An 18,370-nucleotide genomic window follows, 5' to 3' on the forward strand; every position below is an offset into this window, starting at 1 on the left:
CTGGTGATGTCCCAGGCGGTGTAACCGCGGGCCTCGAAGGTGGAGCGGATGCCGCCGTTGGGGAAGGAGGAGCCGTCGGGCTCGCCCTGCACCAGCAGCTTGCCGGTGAACTCCGAGATGACCGTTCCATCCCCCTGGGGCGAGATGAAGCCGTCGTGCTTCTCGGCGGTGAGGTTGGTGAGCGGATAGAAGACGTGGGCGTAGTAGAGGGCGCCGCGGCTGGTGGCCCAATCCTTCATCGCCTGGGCCACCACGTTGGCCATCGACATGTCGAGCTTGCCGCCCTCGCGGATGGTGCGCTGGATCGACTTGAACACCTCCTTGGGGAGGGCCGATTTCATCTTGTCCAGGGTGAAGACGTCACAGGCCCAGAGCTCATCGAGCCCGGTGGCGGGTTCGGTGGCGGCGGCGGGACGGCTTTGGATCTGCTCGAGGGCCTGGAGACGGGGCTGGGAAGGCATGGGATGAACACGCACGTGGACCCACCCAAAGTCACCGCCCTCCCCATCCTTTGCTGCGGTTGATACCGCTGGACCAATTGGTCTCCCCCCGTGTCCGGACACCGTGACCACGGCCCTGCGGATTCCAGCCGCCAGCTCCAGACTTCACCTTTGCAGGGAGTCCAGGGATGGCCTCAGCCGACAGCCAGGCCCTGGTGGAAGCGATGCAGCGGCATCTCTTCTTCAGCCAGGCCAAATCCACCTCCCTGGCTACCCGCCACGACCACTACCGCTGCCTGGCGCTGGCGGTGCGCGACCGTCTGCTCAAGAACTGGGTCGACACCGCCGACACGTACACCCGGGAGCACGTGCGCACCGCCACCTACCTCTCGGCGGAGTACCTGCTGGGCCCCCACCTGGAAAACAACCTGGTGAACCTGGGCCTGGTGGAGGCCGCCCGCGAGGCCTGCACCAGCCTTAGCCTGAACCTCGAGGAGCTGATCGCCGAGGAGCCCGAACCCGGCCTGGGCAACGGCGGCCTGGGCCGGCTGGCGGCCTGCTTCCAGGAGTCGATGGCCACGCTGGAGCTGCCGGCGATCGGCTACGGCATCCGCTACGAATTCGGCATTTTCCGCCAGCAGATCACGCCCCAGGGCCAGGTGGAGAGCACCGACCCCTGGCTGGCCCAGGGCAACCCCTGGGAGGTGATCCGGCCGGAGTGGAGCTATCCGGTGCAGATCGGCGAGCACACCGTGATCGGTGTGGCCCATGACACGCCGATCCTGGGCTACGGCGTCAACACCGCCAACACCCTGCGGCTGTGGTCGGCGGTGGCACCGGAGGCCTTTGATTTCGCCTCCTTCAACGCCGGCGACTACACCCGGGCCGTGCTGCGCAAGATGCAGTCGGAGACCCTCTCGAAGGTGCTCTACCCCAACGACGAGCTCGACCAGGGCAAGCGGCTGCGCCTCTCCCAGCAGATCTTCTTTGTGAGCTGCTCCCTGCAGGACATGTTCCGCATCCTGCGCGGCCAGGGCCTGGCGGTGACCGACTTCCACCGCAAATTTGCGGTGCAGCTCAACGACACCCATCCGGCCATTGCCGTGGCCGAGCTGATGCGGCTGCTGATGGATGGCCACGGCGTCGACTGGGATACCGCCTGGTCGATCACCACGGCCAGCATCAGCTACACCAACCACACCCTGCTGCCCGAGGCCCTCGAGACCTGGGGCGTGGACCTGTTCGAGCAGCTGCTGCCCCGCCAGCTGGAAATCATCTACGAGATCAACACGCGCTTCCTGCGCATGGCCCGGATTCGCTACCCCGGCGATCCCCAGATCCTGCAGCGCATCTCCCTGATCGAGGAGGGCTCCCAGCGGCGCGTGCGCATGGCCCACCTAGCAGTGGTGGGCAGCCACCACGTCAATGGGGTGGCCGAGCTGCACAGCACCCTGCTGAAGCAGCACCTGTTTGCCGATCTGGCCCGCATCTGGCCAGAGCGCTTCATCAACGTCACCAATGGCGTCACCCCGCGCCGCTGGCTGGCCGTGGCCAATCCGCCCCTGGCGGCCCTGCTCGATGAGGTGATCGGCGACCGTTGGCGCACCGATCTCGAGGAATTGCAGGGCCTGGCGGCCTACGCCGACGATCCCGCCTTCCTTGAGCGCTGGCAGGCGGTGCGCGATCTGGGCAAGCAGCGTCTGGCCCAGCACATGCGGCGGGAGCTGGGCGTGCTGGTGGACCACACCTCCCTGTTCGACGTGCAGGTGAAGCGCATCCATGAATACAAGCGCCAACATCTGGCGGCTCTGCAGATCGTGGAGCGCTATCTGCGCATTCGCGCCGGCGAGAACCTGCCGCCCCGCACGTTCGTGTTCGGGGGCAAGGCGGCTCCGGGCTACGCCCTGGCCAAGCTGATCATCCGGTTGCTGGTGGGCATCGCCGATGTGGTGAACATGGACCCGGCCATGGATGGCCGCCTCAAGGTGGTGTTCCTGCCCAACTTCAGCGTCAGCCTCGGCCAGCTGGTGTATCCGGCGGTGGATCTCTCCGAGCAGATCTCCACGGCCGGCAAGGAGGCCTCCGGCACCGGCAACATGAAGATGGCCCTCAACGGAGCGGTGACGATCGGCACCCTCGATGGGGCCAACATCGAGATTCGCGATTGCGTTGGAGCCGAGAACTTCTTTCTGTTCGGCCACACCGCCGAGCAGATCGAGCAGCTCCACCACAGCGGCTACCACCCCATGCCCTGGATCGAACAGGATCCGATGGTGCGCCAGGCCCTCGAGCTGATCGGCTCCGGCTACTTCAGCGAGGGAGATGGGGAGCTCTTCCATCCGCTGCTAGCCAGCCTCACCAGCCATGACCCCTTCCGGGTGATGGCGGATGGGGCCGACTACCGGCGGGCCCAGAACGCGGTGGATGAGGCCTGGGTGGACCGGGGCCGTTGGGCCCGGATGTCGCTGCACAACACCATGCGCTGCGGCTTCTTCAGCAGCGACCGCTCGATCCGCGAGTACGCCGAGCGCATCTGGAAGGTGGAGCCGGTGCGGGTGCAGGCCAGCGCCGAGGCACCAGCGCCCTAGGGGGCTGGCTTGTCGCTGTCCTTGAGCGAGGGGAAGGTGGCGCGGATGTGGGCGGCCACCTCCTGGCCCACCTGGGTGCGGAAGGCAGCGGCCGCCTCGGCAGGAAGCACCGGATAGGACCGGGATCCTTCACTGCGCAGGGGCTTCCAGCTGGTGGATTCCTGCTGCTTGAGGGCCTCCAGCGGCGCGTCGAAATCGAAGCTCAGCACGCGGCCCTGGGGGGCCACCGCCTCGATCCAGGCCTCCCGGGCCGGCAGCAGCTCCTTGGCTTTGAGGGTGTCGGGTAGGCCCAGCACCGGCTCGTAGTGGTCGAGGGCCCGCAGCTCTTCCTCCAGCAGGATCACCCAGGCCGCCTCCTCGCCAGGCTGGAGGGCCAGGCTGTCGGCACTGGCCAGCATGGCGTCGCGGTAGAAGCTCAGCCAGCGGTAGTGCGACTTCTGCTGCAGGGTTTTCTTCAGCGAGCCCTTGCCATGGGCCACCCGCTTGGGCAGGGCCGCCTCGGCCTTGCGCAGAAACACCCGGTCTTCCGGCTCGAGGTTGATCGCCCCCCAGCGCTGGCGGTACTCCCAGAGCTCCTCGTACTGCCGCACCTCTTCGGGTGTCCAGCCCAGGGCCCGTAGTTCCTCGCCCCTGCTCGATTCGTCCTTGGCCACCGGCTCGCCTGTTGCGCTTGACCGCAGCGTAGTGGCCAGCCCTCAGCGCACCACCAGCACCGGGCAGGGGCAGTGGGTGAGCACCCGGTGGGTTTCGCTGCCCAGCAGCACCCCCTCCAGTCCGCGCCGTCCGTGGGAGGCCATCACGATCAGGTCGGCGCCATGGCGCCCGGCGGCCTCCACGATCGCGGCGTAGGGGAGGCCATGCACAACGGTGTCGCGGTCACAGGGCACCCCGGCGGCCTCGGCAACGGCGACGGCCTCCGCCAGGATCCGTTCGGCGCCGTCCCGGGCCGCCGTCACCAGGGCTTCCACCGTGTGGGGATCCACCAGCTCGCCCACCCCCACCAGGGAGATGGGGAAGTTGGTTTGCACGTGAAAAACCGTCAGTTGGGCCCCCAGGCTGCGGGCCAGGTCGACGGCCTGTTGCACCGCCTTGGTGGAGAGTTCGGACCCATCGGTGGGCACCAGCAGGTGGCGGTAGGACATGGGTGGGGAGGGGTCAGGGAGTGCCTTTCCAGCCGGCCAGATGGGAGGCGGCGGCGGAGCGGGCCAGGGCCCGGGCCCTAGGCAGGGCGGGATCGAGCTGGTCGGAGCTGAAGGGCGGCAGGGGACGGCTGCGCAGCCAGGCTCCCCAGCGAAATTCGTGGAACGGGATCAGGGGGGCGGGAGCCAGCACGCCCTCTTTTTTCAGCTTCCACACCAGGCTGCGGTAGGGATCGTCCTGGAGGCCGGTGAGCTGGTCGGGCAGGGCGGAGGGGGAGAGGGGGCCCAGCCCTCGTCCGTCATAGAGATAGAGCCAGCCGCGCTGGTGCAGGGCCTCGAGCACCTGCTGGTGGTCATCGGTGTCGAGCTCCAACACCACATAGCCAAAGGCCGTGGCTCCGGGATCCATCTCGATCAGGGCCCGCAGGCGGTGGTGGCGATCCACCATCCACACGTCGCCGCAGCGGTTCCGCACCAGGGGCACGGGCTTGGTGCCCAGGTAAGACCGCCGTTCCCGCGCATCCTCTCGGCTGAAGTCCCGCAACCGACTGCGCACCTCGGCCAGCCCGACGCAGAGCTGGGTGGGCCGTAGCTGGCCGATGGGCACCTCCAGCAGCTCCCCCCCCTCGCTGGGAGCGGGCAAGGGCTGATAGGGGGGGAGGCGCAAGGCCATGGCGGCGAGGCCAGCCTGAAAGCCTGCCCATTCTCGCCCCTGAGGACAGCCCTTGCCCCACGTCTCCCGGCCTGGCCCGCGGGAATAGGGTCGCCTTCAGGTGCATCCGGCCATGGCTTCCCTTCCCCCTCCAGACCTCAGCGCAGGCCCCCACGGGCCAATCGGGGTGTTGGTCTGCGGCCATGGCAGTCGGAACCGGCTGGCGGTGGCCGAATTTGCCGCCTTGGCCCGGGGCCTGCAGGAGCAGTTGCCGGCGGTGCCCGTGGAGTACGGCTACCTGGAGTTTGCCCGGCCGATCCTGAGGGATGGTCTCGATGCCCTGCGGGCCCGGGGCGTCACCCATGTGCTGGCGGTGCCGGCGATGCTGTTTGCGGCGGGCCACGCCAAGAACGACATCCCCTCGGTGTTGAACACCTACGCGGCCGAGACGGGCCTGCGCATCGATTACGGCCGGGAGCTGGGCGTTGATCTGAAGATGATCCAGGCGGCTGGAGCTCGGATCCGCGAGGCCCTCGACCAAGCCGGCGGGGCGGTGCCGCTGCACGACACCCTGCTGGTGGTGGTGGGTCGTGGCTCCTCCGATCCCGATGCCAACTCCAACGTCGCCAAGGTGACGCGGATGCTGGTGGAGGGCTTCGGCTTCGGCTGGGGCGAAACCGTCTACTCCGGCGTCACCTTCCCGCTGGTGGAGCCGGGGCTGCGCCAGCTGGTGCGGCTTGGCTACCGGCGGATCGTCGTCTTTCCCTATTTCCTCTTTTCAGGCGTGTTGGTGAGCCGCATCCAGCAGCACACCGATCGGGTTGCCGCCGACCATCCGGAGCTGGAGTTCGTGAAGGCCTCCTATCTCGCCGACCACCCCCTGGTGCTCGACACCTTTGTGGAGCGGGTGGCGGAGGTGGTGCGCGGCGACACCAACATGAACTGCTCCCTCTGCAAGTACCGGGCCCAGGTTCTGGGGTTTGAGACCGAAGTCGGGGCCCCCCAGCACAGCCACCACCACCACGTGGAGGGCCTCACCGATGGGTGCGACCTCTGCGAGCGGGAGTGCACCGGGGCCTGCCAGCCCGATGGCGTGCCGATTCCGGTGGGCAGCCACAGCCACAGCCATGACCACGAGCACGAGCACGACCACGCTCACGACCACAGCCATGAGCCCGCTCACCACCATCCCCCCTACCCCCACGCCGACCACCCCCTGGGGCCGCGGACCCTGCGGCCCGGGTGAGGGAATGGCGATCTCCTTCATCACATTCCGAAGACAAGTGGAGGGTTTGGAGTGCCTCAGTCGTCTCGTCTTTTGCAGGGTCTTCTGAGACTCGCTTGCATCAGATCTGCTGATTGGTTCGAGCTTTCCCCATTGGCCTGGGTTTTTCCCCAGATTCATGGGGTGTTTTCCCCAGAATGGAGCTCCGGAAGGCCGCTTTGGCCAAGGGCCTGGGGAATGGACGATTTTGTTCAGGTCCCTCTTGACAGCGGCTGGCCCCGATCTTCAGCGGTGCGGTGCAAGCGTCGCTGCACCGGCCGAGTGTCCGCCAGCACAGGCGATCTCAGCCTGGATCGGCATGGGTTCGACCAAGGCCCCGGGCTTTGACGCCGCTGCCTCTGCTGTGGCGTACTGGGCACCTTCAGCCGCCCCGTCTCCGCAATGGCCTCCGAGCACAGTCACCTTCAACGTTGCATGGAGAAGGACTGTGCCCCTCCCCTCCCCGCCCCTCCCCAGGCGACCGGCGCGGATGACGGGGGTCTGGAGGCACGGTCGGTGAGCATCAGCCTGGAGGCCGAAGTGCCCGAGGTGCTGTTCGATGGCATGCGCCAGTTCCTGGAGCACCATCCCCAGTGGGACCAGTACCGGCTGATCTCCTCGGCGTTGGCCGGTTTTCTGTTTCAGAACGGCTGCGGCGATCAGGGCGTGACCCAGCACTACCTCAACGGCCTGTTCCTGCGTCCCTGAGCCGGCCCTGGACCTGGGTGGAGCAGGCGAAAAAAAAGGCGGAGGGGCCAACCTCCGCCTGAGTCTCCCTTGCCCGACCCTGTGACAGGTCGCCCCGCCATTGTGCGGGCCGGCAACAGGCCCAGTTGTGGCGATCGACACAGGTTGGCGACCGGGTGCGGGGATCCTGTCAATCGCCCCGGCGCAGCCGACTGACTGCGGCCTCACAGGCGCGCCAGGTGATCGCCATTTCCGTGAGGGTGGGACTCTGCCAGCCCGCCCGGGGCCAGCAGGCCCCATCCACCACCAGCACGTTGGGTGCCCCCCAGCACTGGTTGAGGGGGTTCACCACCCCCTCGTCCGGCGTCGCCGCCATCCGGGCCCCACCCAGTTCATGGATGTAGTAGCCCGGGGGCGGCGCGTCGGCGCCCACCGCCAGGCTGCTGCGGATCCAGGGCTCCAGCAGGGGCAGCACGAAGAGATCTTCGATCGCACGGATCTGCCCGCCGGCGGCGGCCACCACGGCTTCCATGCGGCGGTGCATGTGGGCCACCAGGCGCTGCTCGTTCTCACCCCAGCGGCAGGAGATGTGGGCGGTGGGCAACCCCCAGGCATCGGGGCGTTCGGTGTTCAACGTCACCCGGTTGTCGGCCTTGGGTTGCACGTCGCCGTGGCCGATCAGGAAGCCCACCGCCTCGCCGCGGCGGCGCTGCAGCAGGGCCGGTGGATCGAAGCGCTGCAGGGCCGTCCAGAGGCCGTAGCCGCCCTGGAAATCGGTGGCGTTGTCCGGGGCCAGGTTCACGGTGTTGGGGATGAAGCAACTGCCGGCGCCGGAGAGCTCCATGGGCTCGCGGGGGGCCTCCACTCCGGGGATCGAAAAGAAGCGGCTGCTGGAGATGTGGTCCATCAGGTAGCGGCCCAGGCTGCCGGAGGGGTCGGCAAGGCCGCCGGCCTGGTGGGCGGCGCTCGAGTGCAGCAGGATTCGCAGGGTTTCGATCGTGGAGGCGCAGAGCACCACCAGGGGCGCCGTGATCTGCTCGCGGGCGCCCGTGGCGCCATCCACCACCACCACGCCGCGGGCCCGCTCGCCGTCGAGCACCAGATGGCTCACCACGGCATGGCTGCGCACCAGGGTGCGGCCGGTGGCCCGGGCCCGGGCCAGGGTGGATCCCTGGCTTGCCGATCGGGGCCAGCCGGGCCCCCGGTGCAGGTTGAAGCCGCGGGAATGGATCAGGGGCAGGTCCAGCTCGCGCCCGATGCGGCTCTGGAGGTGCGCTTCCCCCGGGGTGAAGGGCAGCGGCGGCAGCATGTGCCCGTCGGGCAGCTGGGGCAAGCCATCGCGGCCCCCGTGCACGCCCAGCAGCTGCTCCAGCCGGGTGTAGTAGGGATCCAGGTCGGCGTGGCGGATCGGCCAGCCCGGCCCCTGACCCGGCTGGAATTCGTGGTCGGAGAGGCGCAGGGTGATGCCTCCCCAGGTGAGGCTCTTGCCCCCCACCTGCCGCCCCCGGCTCCACAGAAAGGGGGCATCGTCGGGAGTGGAGTAGGGGTTGCGCCGCTCATCGACGAACAGGTTGGGGTTGTGCTTCCAGAACCCCGGGTGGTGGCGCTGCAGCCGCTGTTTGCCGCTGGACATGTTGGCCAGGCGGCGGGCCGTGTTCAGCGGTTCGCTGCCGAAGGCCTCCCGGGCCGAGAGGTCGGGGCCCGCCTCCAGCACCAGCACCCGCAGGCCCGCCTCAGCCAGCACCATGGCCGCCACACCGCCGGTGGCCCCGGAGCCCACCACGATGGCGTCGGGCTGGAACGCGGTGGGGGAAGGGGCCATCGCCTGGGCTGGCATTGCCGGGAAGCGCAAGGGACGGATCGGGCTAGGCCCTGAACAACGTTCTGCGGGCCTAGAACAACAAAACCCCGACAGGGGACTGCCGGGGTTTTGGAACTTTGGTGGCGGGGGCGAGATTTGAACTCGCGACCTTCGGGTTATGAGCCCGACGAGCTACCAGACTGCTCTACCCCGCGTCGACTTCCCAACCCTACCAGTCGGTGTGCCCACGCCACGTGATCAGTTGTAGGGATCAGTTGTAGGGATCAGTCAAAGCGCAGCTCCCCGATCACCTCGAGCTGCAGATGGGGCGCCGGGTGCAGGAAGCTGCCGCGCAGCTCCTCCAGGGTCATCGGCGTCAGCCAGTCGAGCTGCTCCAGCAGATGGAGGGCGACGGCATGTTTGGCCCGGGCCGAGCCGTCCTCCACCTTGATGGCCACCCCCAGACCTTCCCCCACGCGGCTCAGGCACTGGATGCCCTCGGCGCCCCCCTTGCTGAGCACCTGGCGATGGCCGCGGCGCATCAGTTCGGTGTCGAAGCGGCCCTCGCCGGCCACCAGCTCGGGATGGGCCAGCATCGCCCGGCTCAGCCGCTCCAGATCGGCCTGGCTGCCGGCCCCCAAGTGGGCATAGAGCAGGGCCATTTGGGCCAGTTGCAGCTGCAGGGTGGGGGCGCCGCAGTCGTCCCGGGCGGTGAGCAGTTCGGCGGCGGGCAGGGCCAGCAGATCGCCCACCCGTTTCAGCACTTCCTGCTGCAGGGGGTGCTCCTTCTGCAGGTAGCTCTCCCGGCTCCAGCCCAGCTGGCGGCAGGTGGCCAGGAAGGCGGCGTGCTTGCCGGAGCAGTTGTGCTCCAGGGGGCTGCGGCCGCACTCGGGCACGGGGCACTGCAGCTGTTCGGCCTCGATCTCGGCTCCCCAGAGCAGCTTGAAGGCCTCGCGGGCATGCATTGCGGTGCCGGCGTGGCTGGCGCAGGCGATCGCCAGTCCCCGCTCGCCGCAGTTGCAGTGGTCGGCCGCGCCGCTGCCCACGAACACGGTGGCCTGGAAGGGTTTGAGGGCCGAGCGCACAAAGCTCAGCTGCTGGGGATCGCCCGCCCGCATCAACACCCGTCCCCGCCCGTCGCCCACCACGGCATGCACCCGGTGGCGGGATTCGACGATGCCGTTGCGGAGCAGCCGCACCTCCAGGGGAGGGACGCCCCCACGGGCGGTGCCACCAAAACTGGAGGACAGGGTCACTGGAGCCCGGGAACCGATCTCACAGAGCCTGACAGAGGCTCGCCCCCACCAGGGCAAGGATCAGCGCCAGCGCCGCCCCTTGCTGCAGCCGCCGCAGCACGGGCTGCACCTGGTGCTGGGCCACGAGCAGGTCCTGTTGGCGCCAGGGCAGGGGCTTTTCCCACACCTGGCCGTCGTACCAGCCGGATTCCTCGTACTCCACCCGTTCGGAGATCAGCCGCCGGTGCACGTAGTTCCAGCCCAGCCACTGGCGCACCAGCAGCAGGATCGGCAGGGCGACGGCGGCCACCATGCCGGCGAGCACCAGCTGCACGGGATGGTGGCGCATCACCCAGCTGCCACTGGCCACCAACACGGTGAGGGGCAGCAGCAGCAGCCAGCTGGTGGCCAGGGGGCGCAGCAGCCCGCCCAAGGTGTGGGCCGGCCAGACAAAAAACCACGACTCGAGCAGCTGCTCGTATTCCCGCAGGGGCCGTTGCTCGGGCGGCACCGGGCACGGCATGGATCTCAGGGGGTGACGGCGGGAGTTGAGCTTACGAAGCGCACCTGTTCGCCGTGGCCCCAGAAGGATTCGAGGTCGTAATAGGTGCGCTCGCTGGGGGTGAGCACATGCACGATCACCTCGCCGTAGTCGAGCAGCATCCAGCGACCCTCCTTCTGGCCCTCACGGCGCAGGGGCAGCCGGCCAGTGGTCTCCTCGATCTGATCCTCCACCGAGCGGGCGATGGCGCGCACCTGCACATCGGAAAGGCCGCTGCAGATCACGAACCAGTCGGCCAGGGACGACACCTCATCCACCCGGATTAAGCGAATGTCGACGGCCTTGCGATCGTCGCAGGCCTCGGCCGCCAACCGGGCCAGCGCCTCGCTGTCGAGGTCGGGGAGGGAATCAGCCATACACGTTCTCGCTGGTCACCGATTGGCGGGAGCCCTGCTGCTGGGCCATTTCGGCCCGGGCCTTGCCGGCACTTTTGCGCAGTGCCTCCAGCCGGTCTTCGTAGAAGGTGCGTTTCTTCTTCTTGCGGGTTTGCTCCACCAGCTCCTTGAGGGCGCCGCCCAGGCTCTTGTAGGCATTGGGCAGGGTGTAGCCGAAGCGGGTGGCCAGGTCGATGGCCCGCTCATCGGCGGCGATGGCGTCCTGGAGCCGCTTCTCGGAGTTGTTCTTGAGGTAAAGGCGGTAGCCGGCGAAGCCCGAGAGGCCCAGGGCCATCACCAGCAGCAGGCCGTCCTGCACCCACAGCTCGCCGATGGCGCCGCCCAGGCCGATGGCCAGGGCCGCCATTTCCCACCCGTCCCGGGGCACGGCGTCGTTCTGGATCCGGCCCACTTCGTGCCAGAACAGCAGATTGCGGTGGTCGAGCGCCAAGCCGTCCCACTTCTCCAGATCCACCTGGATCTCCACCTCGTCGCGGCCGATCTCCTCGATGGTGACCAGGGGCGGATCCACCGAAGCGGCCGCTTCCACAAACACCCAGCTCTGCAATTCCGGGGGCAGCAGCCCTTTCAGGCGCTGGAGTTCGCTCATCGGGTGGGAAACCGCGTTGGGATTCACGTTAGCGATTCCACTCTCTCCTGCCGAACGGGCCTCCAGGAGAGAAAGCCGGCCGGGGGGGCGTGAGAGGCTAGGCAGGTTTGGCTTGCTCACCCCCCATGCCCCGCCGCACGGACCTCAGGCGCATCCTGCTGCTGGGCTCGGGTCCGATCGTGATCGGCCAGGCCTGTGAATTTGACTATTCCGGCACCCAGGCCTGCAAGGCCCTGCGGGCCGAGGGATTTGAGGTGGTGTTGGTGAATTCCAACCCGGCCTCGATCATGACCGATCCGGACATGGCGGATCGCACCTACATCGAGCCGCTCACCCCCGAGGTGGTGGCCCGGGTGATTGAGATCGAGAAGCCCGATGCCCTGCTGCCCACCATGGGCGGCCAGACGGCCCTCAACCTGGCGGTGACCCTCGCCGAGAACGGCACCTTGGCCAAGTACGGGGTGGAGTTGATCGGGGCGAACCTCGAGGCCATCCAGAAGGCGGAAGACCGGCTCCTGTTCAAGGAGGCGATGGAGCGGATCGGGGTGGCGGTGTGTCCCTCTGGCATCGCCAACACCCCGGAGGAGGCCGAACGGGTGGGCGACGCCATCGGCAGCTACCCGCGCATCATTCGCCCGGCCTTCACCCTCGGCGGCAGCGGCGGCGGCATCGCCTACAACCCCGAGGAGTTCCGCGCCTTCTGCAAGAGCGGCCTGGAGGCCAGCCCCGTCTCCCAGATCCTGATCGAGCAGTCGCTGCTGGGCTGGAAGGAATTCGAGCTCGAGGTGATGCGCGACACCGCCGACAACGTGGTGATCGTGTGCAGCATCGAAAACCTCGATCCGATGGGGGTGCACACCGGCGATTCGATCACCGTGGCGCCGGCCCAGACCCTCACGGACCGGGAGTACCAGCGCCTGCGCGACCAGTCGATCGCGATCATCCGCGAGATCGGTGTGGACACCGGCGGCAGCAACATCCAGTTCGCCATCAACCCCGTCAACGGGGATGTGGTGGTGATCGAGATGAATCCGCGCGTCTCGCGCAGCTCGGCCCTGGCCAGCAAGGCCACCGGCTTCCCGATCGCCAAGATCGCCGCCCGGCTGGCGGTGGGCTACACCCTCGACGAAATCCTCAACGACATCACCGGCGCCACGCCGGCCTGCTTCGAGCCCACGATTGATTACGTGGTGACGAAGATTCCCCGCTTCGCCTTTGAGAAATTCCGCGGCAGCCCGGCGGTGCTCACCACCTCGATGAAGTCGGTGGGCGAGGCCATGGCGATTGGCCGTTGCTTTGAGGAGTCGTTCCAGAAGGCGCTGCGTTCCCTGGAAACGGGCCATGCCGGTTGGGGCTGCGACCGGCCCGACGCCCCCTGGGAGCCCACCGAGCTGGAGCGCGCCCTGCGCACCGCCACCCCCGAGCGGATCTTCGCCGTGCGCGCGGCGATGCTGGCCGGCCGCAGCGACGACGAGATCCACCAGCTCAGTGCCATCGATCCCTGGTTCCTGGCCAAGCTGCGCCGCATCCTCGAGGCCGAGCAGGGCCTGCTGCTGGGCCGCCAGCTGGCGGCGCTCGAGGCCCCGGCCCTGCTGGAGCTCAAGCAGCTGGGCTTTTCGGATCGCCAGCTCGCCTGGGCCACCGGCAGCCAGGAGCTGGAGGTGCGCCGCCACCGCCAGGCCCTGGGCGTCAACGCCGTGTTCAAGACCGTCGACACCTGCGCGGCGGAATTCGCCTCGAGCACCCCGTACCACTACTCCACCTACGAGCGGCCGCTGGAGCGGCTCAACGCCGCCGGTGCGCTCGAGATCGTGCCGCCGGAAAACGAGGTGCAGCCCGAAAGCCGCCGCAAGGTGATGATCCTGGGCGGCGGTCCCAACCGCATCGGCCAAGGCATCGAATTCGACTACTGCTGCGTGCACGCCTCCTTCGCCCTGCAGGCCGAAGGTTTCGCCACTGTGATGGTGAACAGCAACCCGGAAACGGTGTCGACCGACTACGACACCAGCGACCGGCTCTACTTCGAGCCCCTCACCCTGGAGGACGTGCTCAACGTGATCGAGGTGGAGCGGCCCGAGGGGGTGATTGTGCAGTTCGGCGGCCAGACCCCGCTCAAGCTGGCGATGCCGCTGCTGCGCTGGCTGGCCTCCCCCGAGGGCCTGGCCACCGGCAGCCGCATCTGGGGCACCTCGCCGGAATCGATCGATTCGGCTGAAGACCGGGAGCAGTTTGAGGCGATCCTGCGCCGGCTGGAGATCCGCCAGCCCCGCAACGGTTTGGCCCGCAGCGAGGCGGAGGCCCGGGCGGTGGCCGAGCGGGTGGGCTACCCCGTGGTGGTGCGTCCCAGCTACGTGCTGGGCGGCCGGGCCATGGAGGTGGTGTATGGCGAAGACGAACTGAACCGCTACATGGTGGAGGCGGTGCAGGTGGAGCCCGACCACCCGGTGCTGATCGACCAGTACCTCAACAACGCCATCGAGGTGGACGTGGACGCCCTGTGTGACCGGGACGGGCAGGTGGTGATCGGCGGGGTGATGGAGCACATCGAGCCGGCCGGGATCCACTCGGGCGACTCGGCCTGCTGGCTGCCGTCGGTGAGCCTCAGCGAGGCGGCCCTGGCCACGATCCGCGCCTGGAGCCGGGCCCTGGCCCTGGCCCTGGGGGTGCGGGGTTTGATCAACCTGCAGTTCGCCGTGCAGACCGATCCGGAGGAGGGCGAGCGGGTGTTCATCATCGAGGCCAACCCCCGGGCCTCGCGCACCGTGCCGTTCGTGGCCAAGGCCACCGGCGTGGCCCTGGCCAAGGTGGCCAGCCAGCTGATGGCCGGCCGCACCCTGGCGGAGCTGGGCCTCACGGCCGAACCCCGGCCACCCCTGCAGACCGTCAAGGAGGCGGTGCTGCCGTTCAAGCGCTTCCCCGGCTCCGACACCCTGCTGGGTCCGGAGATGCGCAGCACCGGGGAGGTGATGGGCATCGCCAGCAGCGCCGGCATGGCCTATGCCAAGGCCGAGCTGGCCGCCAATGAGGCCCTGCCCACCACGGGCACGGTGTTCCTCTCCACCCACGACCGCGACAAGGCGGCCCTGGTGCCCGTGGCCGAGCGGCTGGTGGGCTTGGGGTTTGCCCTGATCGCCACCAGCGGCACCGCCGAAGTGCTGCGGGCCGCCGGGCTCACGGTGGAAGCGATCCTCAAGGTGCACGAGGGCCGGCCCAACATCGAGGATGCGATCCGCTCGGCCCGGATCCAGCTGATCATCAACACGCCGATCGGCCGCCAGGCCGCCCACGACGACCAGTACCTGCGCCGGGCCGCCCTCGACTACGCCGTGCCGACGGTCACCACCCTGGCCGGCGCCCGGGCCGCCGTGGAAGCGATCACGGCCCTGCAGCAGCAGACGATCGAGGTGAATGCCCTGCAGGACATCCATCCCGCACTGTCCCGCCCCGCCCCGTCCCGTTAGGCAGGCCCGCTCTCGTTAAGGTTGCAGGCTCCCTGCCGCCCCTGCCCGTGACCGCCACCCCCGAGGCCCCCACCAGCCCCGTGATCGCCCCCGGCAGCGACGCCACGGCGGCCTTCCGCGCCGCCTACGCCAACCGCTATACCTGGGAACCGGGCTTCGGCGGCTACCGCGGCCGTTGCATTTGGGAGCAGCCCGGGGTGGCTGGGGAAGCCGACCGGCGCGCGGAGGGCACCTTTGTGGTGGGGGCCGACCTCAAGGCCACGGTGGAGGGCATCGCCGATGAGGCGATCCACAAGGCCCTGGCCTCCCAGCTGTGGGAGGTGGCCATCCACCGGGTGCGCCGCAGCTTCGAGCAGACCCACGGCGAGAACACCTTCACCGCCGGCGACACCGATGCGGTGGGCACCGAGGTGATCGTGGGCGGCAAGAACGCCGGTGATCGCTACCGGATCCAGAACGACGTGGTGACGATGGTGCACCGCCACATCCACGGCACCGTGGTGACGATCTTCACCGAGAGCACCACCGACACCGGCAGCGGCTACCTGAGCCGCTGCTACACCAGCCAGTACAGCGATCCCGCCAGCGGCGAAGCCAGGGGCGGCCTCAGTCGCTTCACCGACACCTTCGTGCCCCTGGCCGGTGTGGGGCCCTGGGTGTTGAGCGAACGGGTGGTGGAGACCGAAGCCTGGGGCGACACCCCGGCCGGCCGCCAGGTGTTTCGGTTCGAGGATCTCGCTCCCCTGGGCTAGGCCCGGGTGCGGGCAGACGGCACAATGCGGCCATGCTGTCCCTCTGGCTTGGTGCCGCGGATCAGGGTCTGGCCTACGCCGGCCTGGCCCTGGGCACCTATCTGACGCTGCGCGTCCTCAACTTTCCTGATCTCACCGTGGACGGCTCCTTTGCCCTCGGCGGGGGCACGGCTGCGGTGCTGATCAGCCAGGGCGCTCCCGTTCCCTTGGCCCTGGGGCTGGCCATCCTGTTTGGCTGTCTGGCGGGGTTGGTGACCGGCCTGATCCACACCCGGCTGGGGGTGAACGATCTGTTTGCCGGCATCCTCACCACCACCGGCCTCTATTCGATCACCCTGCGGCTGATGGGCCGCTCCAACATTCCCCTGTCGGAGACGCCGCCGGGGATTTTGGCCCTGCCCGATCTGGGCCTGGGCCTCGATGGCCAGTGGCTGGTTGGATTGGGCCTGGCGATGGGCGGCTTGATTCTGTTGATCAGCCTGCTGCTGGCCACCGATTTCGGCCTGGCCCTGCGGGCCCTGGGCAACAACCCCACCATGGCCCGGGCCAATGGCATCAACCAGCGCCGCGGCCTCACGGTGGGCATCGCCGCGGCCAACGGGCTGGTGGCCCTGGCCGGGGGGCTGGTGGCCAGCTACCAGGGGTTCGCCGACGTGACCATGGGCATCGGCTCCCTGATCCTGGGCCTGGGCATGGTGATCATCGGCGAGTCGCTGCTGCGGCCCCGCTCGGTGCCCCAGGCACTGCTGGCGGTGGTCTTGGGCGCCATCGTGTTCCGCACCATGATTGCCATTGCCCTGCAGCTGGGTCTGGAGCCGGTGGATCTCAAGCTGGCCACGGCCCTGCTGCTGCTAGTCGCGCTGGCCTTTGGCCGGCTCCGCATCCCGGGCCTCTCGGATCAGGGGAGGCAGCTGGGATGAGCCACGCCAGCTCAGGCTCAACGCCGGGGGGGCAGCCGGTTTCCGGGCTCACGGTTGCCGGGCTCAGTTGGGGCCACCCGCTGCCGGGCTCGGGCTGGCGCCAGCTGTTCCGCGACTTTTCACTCAGCTGCCCGCCGGGCCAGTTTCTGGTGGTGATCGGCAGCAACGGCTCCGGCAAGAGCACCCTGCTCAACCTGGTGGCCGGCACCCTGCGCCACGACGATGGCGAGATTCACCTGGGCACCAGGCCCCTGCACAAGCTGCGCGATCACCAGCGGGCCCGCTGGATCGGGCGGGTGATGCAGAACCCCCTGGAGGGCACCTGCCCGGGGCTCACCGTGGCTGAAAACCTGCGGCTGGCCGAGCGCCGTCACCGGCCCGCCCTGTTGGCCGGCGGTGCCCTGCTCGGGGCCTTGGCGGGCATCCACCCCAACGGGGCCGATCGCCGCCGCTACCGGGAGCTGCTGGGGGATCTGGGCCTGCCCCTGGCCGATCGGCTCGATGAACCCGTGGGCCAGCTCTCGGGCGGCCAGCGCCAGACCCTGAGCCTGGTGATGGCCACCCTGGGCTCGCCTGATCTGCTGCTCCTCGACGAACACACCGCGGCCCTCGATCCCCGGGCGGAGGCCACGGTGATGGCCCTCACCGATCGGCTCGTGCGCCAGCTGGGCACGACGGCCCTGATGGTGACCCACAGCCTCGACCAGGCCCTGGGCCACGGCGATCGCCTGGTGATGCTGCATGAGGGCAGCCTGATCGGCGACTGGAGCGCTGCGGAGCGTGAAGACTTGGATCCCCCAGCGTTGCGGGCCATGTACGGCAAGGCCATAGTGACGCCGCCAACGTCCAGCTCCCCCCATGGGTCTTCAGCGTCGTGAGTTCCTGAGCCTGGTGGGTGCGGGGGCGGTGAGCACGGTGGTGCTGTCCGCCTGCGGCAAGCTCGGCGGCGGCGCCAAGGTGAAGGGCCCCACCATCGGCATGCTGCAGATGGTGGAAGCCCCGCCTCCGACCAACACCCGCAAGGGCTTTGAAGCGGCCCTGGCGGAAGCGGGCTACATCCCCGGCAAAACGGTCAACTTCATCCAGAAGGATGCGGCCGGTGAACTGCCCAACACCACCCTGGTGATGAAGCAGTTCGTGGGCGACCAGGTGGACATGATCCTCGCCGTGGGAACGCCGCCCCTGCAGGCCGCCATGAAGGTGGCACCGGCCACCACCCCGGTGATCTTCTGCTACTGCTCCAATCCCTGGGGCGCCGGAGCCGGCACCCCCCCCGGTGGCGTGGGCCAGCACAAGCCCAACGTGGTGGGCACCATCGGCACCAATCCGATGGGGAAGGAGCTCGATCTGGCCCGCCAGATCAATCCTGAGCTCAAGACCGTGGGTGTGATCTTCAACCCCGGCGAGCCCAACTCCGAATACGAGGCCAAGGTGCTCAAGGAGGAGGCGGCCAAGCGCAACATCACCGTGGTGGAGCAGTCGGTGGCCAACTCCGGTGAGGTGCTCCAGGCCGCCCAGGTGCTGGCGGAGAAGAAGGTGGAGGCCTTCGTGAAAATCGGCGATTACGCCACCATCCAGGGCTTCGGCTCGATCGCCAAGGTGGGCCTCGAGAAGAAGATCCCCGTGTATTCGGTGGATGCCGACGACATCAAGCTGCCGGGCTGCCTGGCCACGATCGGCTGGGCCTATTTCGACGACGGCTACGCCGCCGGCAAGCTGGCGGTGCGGGTGCTCAAGGGCGAATCGCCGGCCACCATGGCCTTCGAGCCCCTCACCAAAACCGAGCTGCTGGTGAACAAGGCCACCGCTGCGGCGATCGGGGTGACCCTGCCCGAGCAGCTGCTCAAGGACGCCAAGCAGGTGGTGGGCTGAGGCCCACCCCGTT

17 protein-coding genes and 1 tRNA gene are annotated in these 18,370 nt (G+C 68.6%); 8 read left to right on the forward strand and 10 right to left on the reverse strand.

Annotated features, from left to right (window positions below):
- Positions 1-461: glutamine synthetase III (locus H6G16_RS10310; protein ID WP_190390246.1), on the reverse strand; the 461-nt coding region annotated here is incomplete at its 3' end.
- A 167-nt stretch (positions 462-628) separates the two neighbouring features.
- Between H6G16_RS10310 and H6G16_RS10315 the strand changes: the two genes are divergently transcribed.
- Entirely contained in the window at positions 629-3,028 is a 2,400-nt protein-coding gene (locus tag H6G16_RS10315) for a glycogen/starch/alpha-glucan phosphorylase (protein ID WP_190390247.1), read from the forward strand.
- Here the strand turns inward: H6G16_RS10315 and H6G16_RS10320 are convergent.
- The 3 genes from H6G16_RS10320 to H6G16_RS10330 are packed head-to-tail and all read right to left on the reverse strand — an operon-like array spanning position 3,025 to position 4,840.
- Positions 3,025-3,681, reverse strand: a complete 657-nt coding sequence (locus H6G16_RS10320; RefSeq protein ID WP_190390248.1) for a hypothetical protein — start codon at positions 3,679-3,681, stop codon at positions 3,025-3,027. The two genes, H6G16_RS10315 and H6G16_RS10320, sit on opposite strands and share 4 nt — an antisense overlap.
- A 42-nt stretch (positions 3,682-3,723) precedes the next feature.
- Positions 3,724-4,170, reverse strand: a complete 447-nt coding sequence (locus tag H6G16_RS10325; protein WP_190390249.1) for a universal stress protein — start codon at positions 4,168-4,170, stop codon at positions 3,724-3,726.
- Positions 4,171-4,183: 13 nt separating this feature from the next.
- Entirely contained in the window at positions 4,184-4,840 is a 657-nt protein-coding gene (locus H6G16_RS10330; RefSeq protein ID WP_190390250.1) for a ParB-like protein, read from the reverse strand.
- Positions 4,841-4,952: 112 nt separating this feature from the next.
- Here H6G16_RS10330 and H6G16_RS10335 point away from each other — a divergent pair, with 112 nt between their 5' ends.
- Complete coding sequence (locus tag H6G16_RS10335) at positions 4,953-6,065, forward strand: sirohydrochlorin chelatase (RefSeq protein ID WP_190390251.1); 1,113 nt, start codon at positions 4,953-4,955, stop codon at positions 6,063-6,065.
- 534 nt (positions 6,066-6,599) lie between these two features.
- Positions 6,600-6,791, forward strand: coding sequence for a DUF2811 domain-containing protein (locus tag H6G16_RS10340; protein WP_347238864.1), 192 nt, complete (start codon positions 6,600-6,602; stop codon positions 6,789-6,791).
- A 169-nt stretch (positions 6,792-6,960) separates the two neighbouring features.
- On the opposite strand, the gene H6G16_RS10345 is transcribed toward H6G16_RS10340, so the two are convergent.
- The 6 genes from H6G16_RS10345 to H6G16_RS10370 all read right to left on the reverse strand — a co-directional run bounded on the left by H6G16_RS10345 (position 6,961) and on the right by H6G16_RS10370 (position 11,352).
- Positions 6,961-8,592, reverse strand: coding sequence for a GMC family oxidoreductase (locus H6G16_RS10345; protein ID WP_190390253.1), 1,632 nt, complete (start codon positions 8,590-8,592; stop codon positions 6,961-6,963).
- Between the two features lie 117 nt (positions 8,593-8,709).
- A tRNA-Met gene (locus H6G16_RS10350) sits at positions 8,710-8,786 on the reverse strand.
- 69 nt (positions 8,787-8,855) lie between these two features.
- Positions 8,856-9,827 (reverse strand): asparaginase, encoded by a 972-nt coding sequence (locus H6G16_RS10355; RefSeq protein ID WP_190390254.1) that lies wholly within the window; start codon positions 9,825-9,827, stop codon positions 8,856-8,858.
- Positions 9,828-9,846: 19 nt separating this feature from the next.
- Positions 9,847-10,329, reverse strand: coding sequence for a CGLD27 family protein (locus tag H6G16_RS10360; protein WP_190390255.1), 483 nt, complete (start codon positions 10,327-10,329; stop codon positions 9,847-9,849).
- 5 nt (positions 10,330-10,334) lie between these two features.
- Positions 10,335-10,724, reverse strand: coding sequence for a ribosome silencing factor (gene rsfS / locus H6G16_RS10365; protein WP_190390256.1), 390 nt, complete (start codon positions 10,722-10,724; stop codon positions 10,335-10,337).
- A complete protein-coding gene (locus H6G16_RS10370; protein WP_190390257.1) occupies positions 10,717-11,352 on the reverse strand; it encodes a DUF3318 domain-containing protein in 636 nt (211 codons plus the stop codon). Before H6G16_RS10370 ends, rsfS begins: the two co-directional genes overlap by 8 nt.
- 125 nt (positions 11,353-11,477) lie before the next feature.
- On the opposite strand from H6G16_RS10370, the gene carB reads away from it, so the two are divergent.
- The 5 genes from carB to H6G16_RS10395 are packed head-to-tail and all read left to right on the forward strand — an operon-like array spanning position 11,478 to position 18,357.
- Positions 11,478-14,813: a carbamoyl-phosphate synthase large subunit gene (gene carB, locus H6G16_RS10375; RefSeq protein ID WP_190390258.1), complete on the forward strand. Its 3,336-nt coding sequence runs from the start codon at positions 11,478-11,480 to the stop codon at positions 14,811-14,813.
- Between the two features lie 47 nt (positions 14,814-14,860).
- Positions 14,861-15,565 (forward strand): DUF3386 family protein, encoded by a 705-nt coding sequence (locus H6G16_RS10380; protein WP_190390259.1) that lies wholly within the window; start codon positions 14,861-14,863, stop codon positions 15,563-15,565.
- A 32-nt stretch (positions 15,566-15,597) separates the two neighbouring features.
- On the forward strand, positions 15,598-16,485 hold the full coding sequence (locus H6G16_RS10385; RefSeq protein ID WP_190390260.1) for an ABC transporter permease: 888 nt from the start codon (positions 15,598-15,600) through the stop codon (positions 16,483-16,485).
- Complete coding sequence (locus tag H6G16_RS10390) at positions 16,482-17,363, forward strand: ATP-binding cassette domain-containing protein (RefSeq protein WP_190390261.1); 882 nt, start codon at positions 16,482-16,484, stop codon at positions 17,361-17,363. The genes H6G16_RS10385 and H6G16_RS10390 overlap by 4 nt, the downstream gene beginning before the upstream one ends.
- On the forward strand, positions 17,344-18,357 hold the full coding sequence (locus H6G16_RS10395) for an ABC transporter substrate-binding protein (protein WP_190390262.1): 1,014 nt from the start codon (positions 17,344-17,346) through the stop codon (positions 18,355-18,357). The genes H6G16_RS10390 and H6G16_RS10395 overlap by 20 nt, the downstream gene beginning before the upstream one ends.
- Positions 18,358-18,370 lie beyond the last annotated feature (13 nt).

The sequence above is a fragment of the Cyanobium sp. FACHB-13342 genome (genome assembly GCF_014697415.1).
GTDB lineage: Bacteria > Cyanobacteriota > Cyanobacteriia > PCC-6307 > Cyanobiaceae > Cyanobium_A.

Coding starts and splice junctions, on each gene's coding strand:
- rsfS (WP_190390256.1), bottom strand. CDS start 10,724: ATGGCTGATTCCCTCCCCGACCTCGACAGCGAGGCGCTGGCCCGGTTG.
- H6G16_RS10345 (WP_190390253.1), bottom strand. CDS start 8,592: ATGGCCCCTTCCCCCACCGCGTTCCAGCCCGACGCCATCGTGGTGGGC.
- H6G16_RS10335 (WP_190390251.1), top strand. CDS start 4,953: ATGGCTTCCCTTCCCCCTCCAGACCTCAGCGCAGGCCCCCACGGGCCA.
- H6G16_RS10370 (WP_190390257.1), bottom strand. CDS start 11,352: ATGAGCGAACTCCAGCGCCTGAAAGGGCTGCTGCCCCCGGAATTGCAG.
- H6G16_RS10315 (WP_190390247.1), top strand. CDS start 629: ATGGCCTCAGCCGACAGCCAGGCCCTGGTGGAAGCGATGCAGCGGCAT.
- H6G16_RS10325 (WP_190390249.1), bottom strand. CDS start 4,170: ATGTCCTACCGCCACCTGCTGGTGCCCACCGATGGGTCCGAACTCTCC.
- H6G16_RS10330 (WP_190390250.1), bottom strand. CDS start 4,840: ATGGCCTTGCGCCTCCCCCCCTATCAGCCCTTGCCCGCTCCCAGCGAG.
- H6G16_RS10395 (WP_190390262.1), top strand. CDS start 17,344: ATGGGTCTTCAGCGTCGTGAGTTCCTGAGCCTGGTGGGTGCGGGGGCG.
- H6G16_RS10360 (WP_190390255.1), bottom strand. CDS start 10,329: ATGCCGTGCCCGGTGCCGCCCGAGCAACGGCCCCTGCGGGAATACGAG.
- H6G16_RS10385 (WP_190390260.1), top strand. CDS start 15,598: ATGCTGTCCCTCTGGCTTGGTGCCGCGGATCAGGGTCTGGCCTACGCC.
- carB (WP_190390258.1), top strand. CDS start 11,478: ATGCCCCGCCGCACGGACCTCAGGCGCATCCTGCTGCTGGGCTCGGGT.
- H6G16_RS10390 (WP_190390261.1), top strand. CDS start 16,482: ATGAGCCACGCCAGCTCAGGCTCAACGCCGGGGGGGCAGCCGGTTTCC.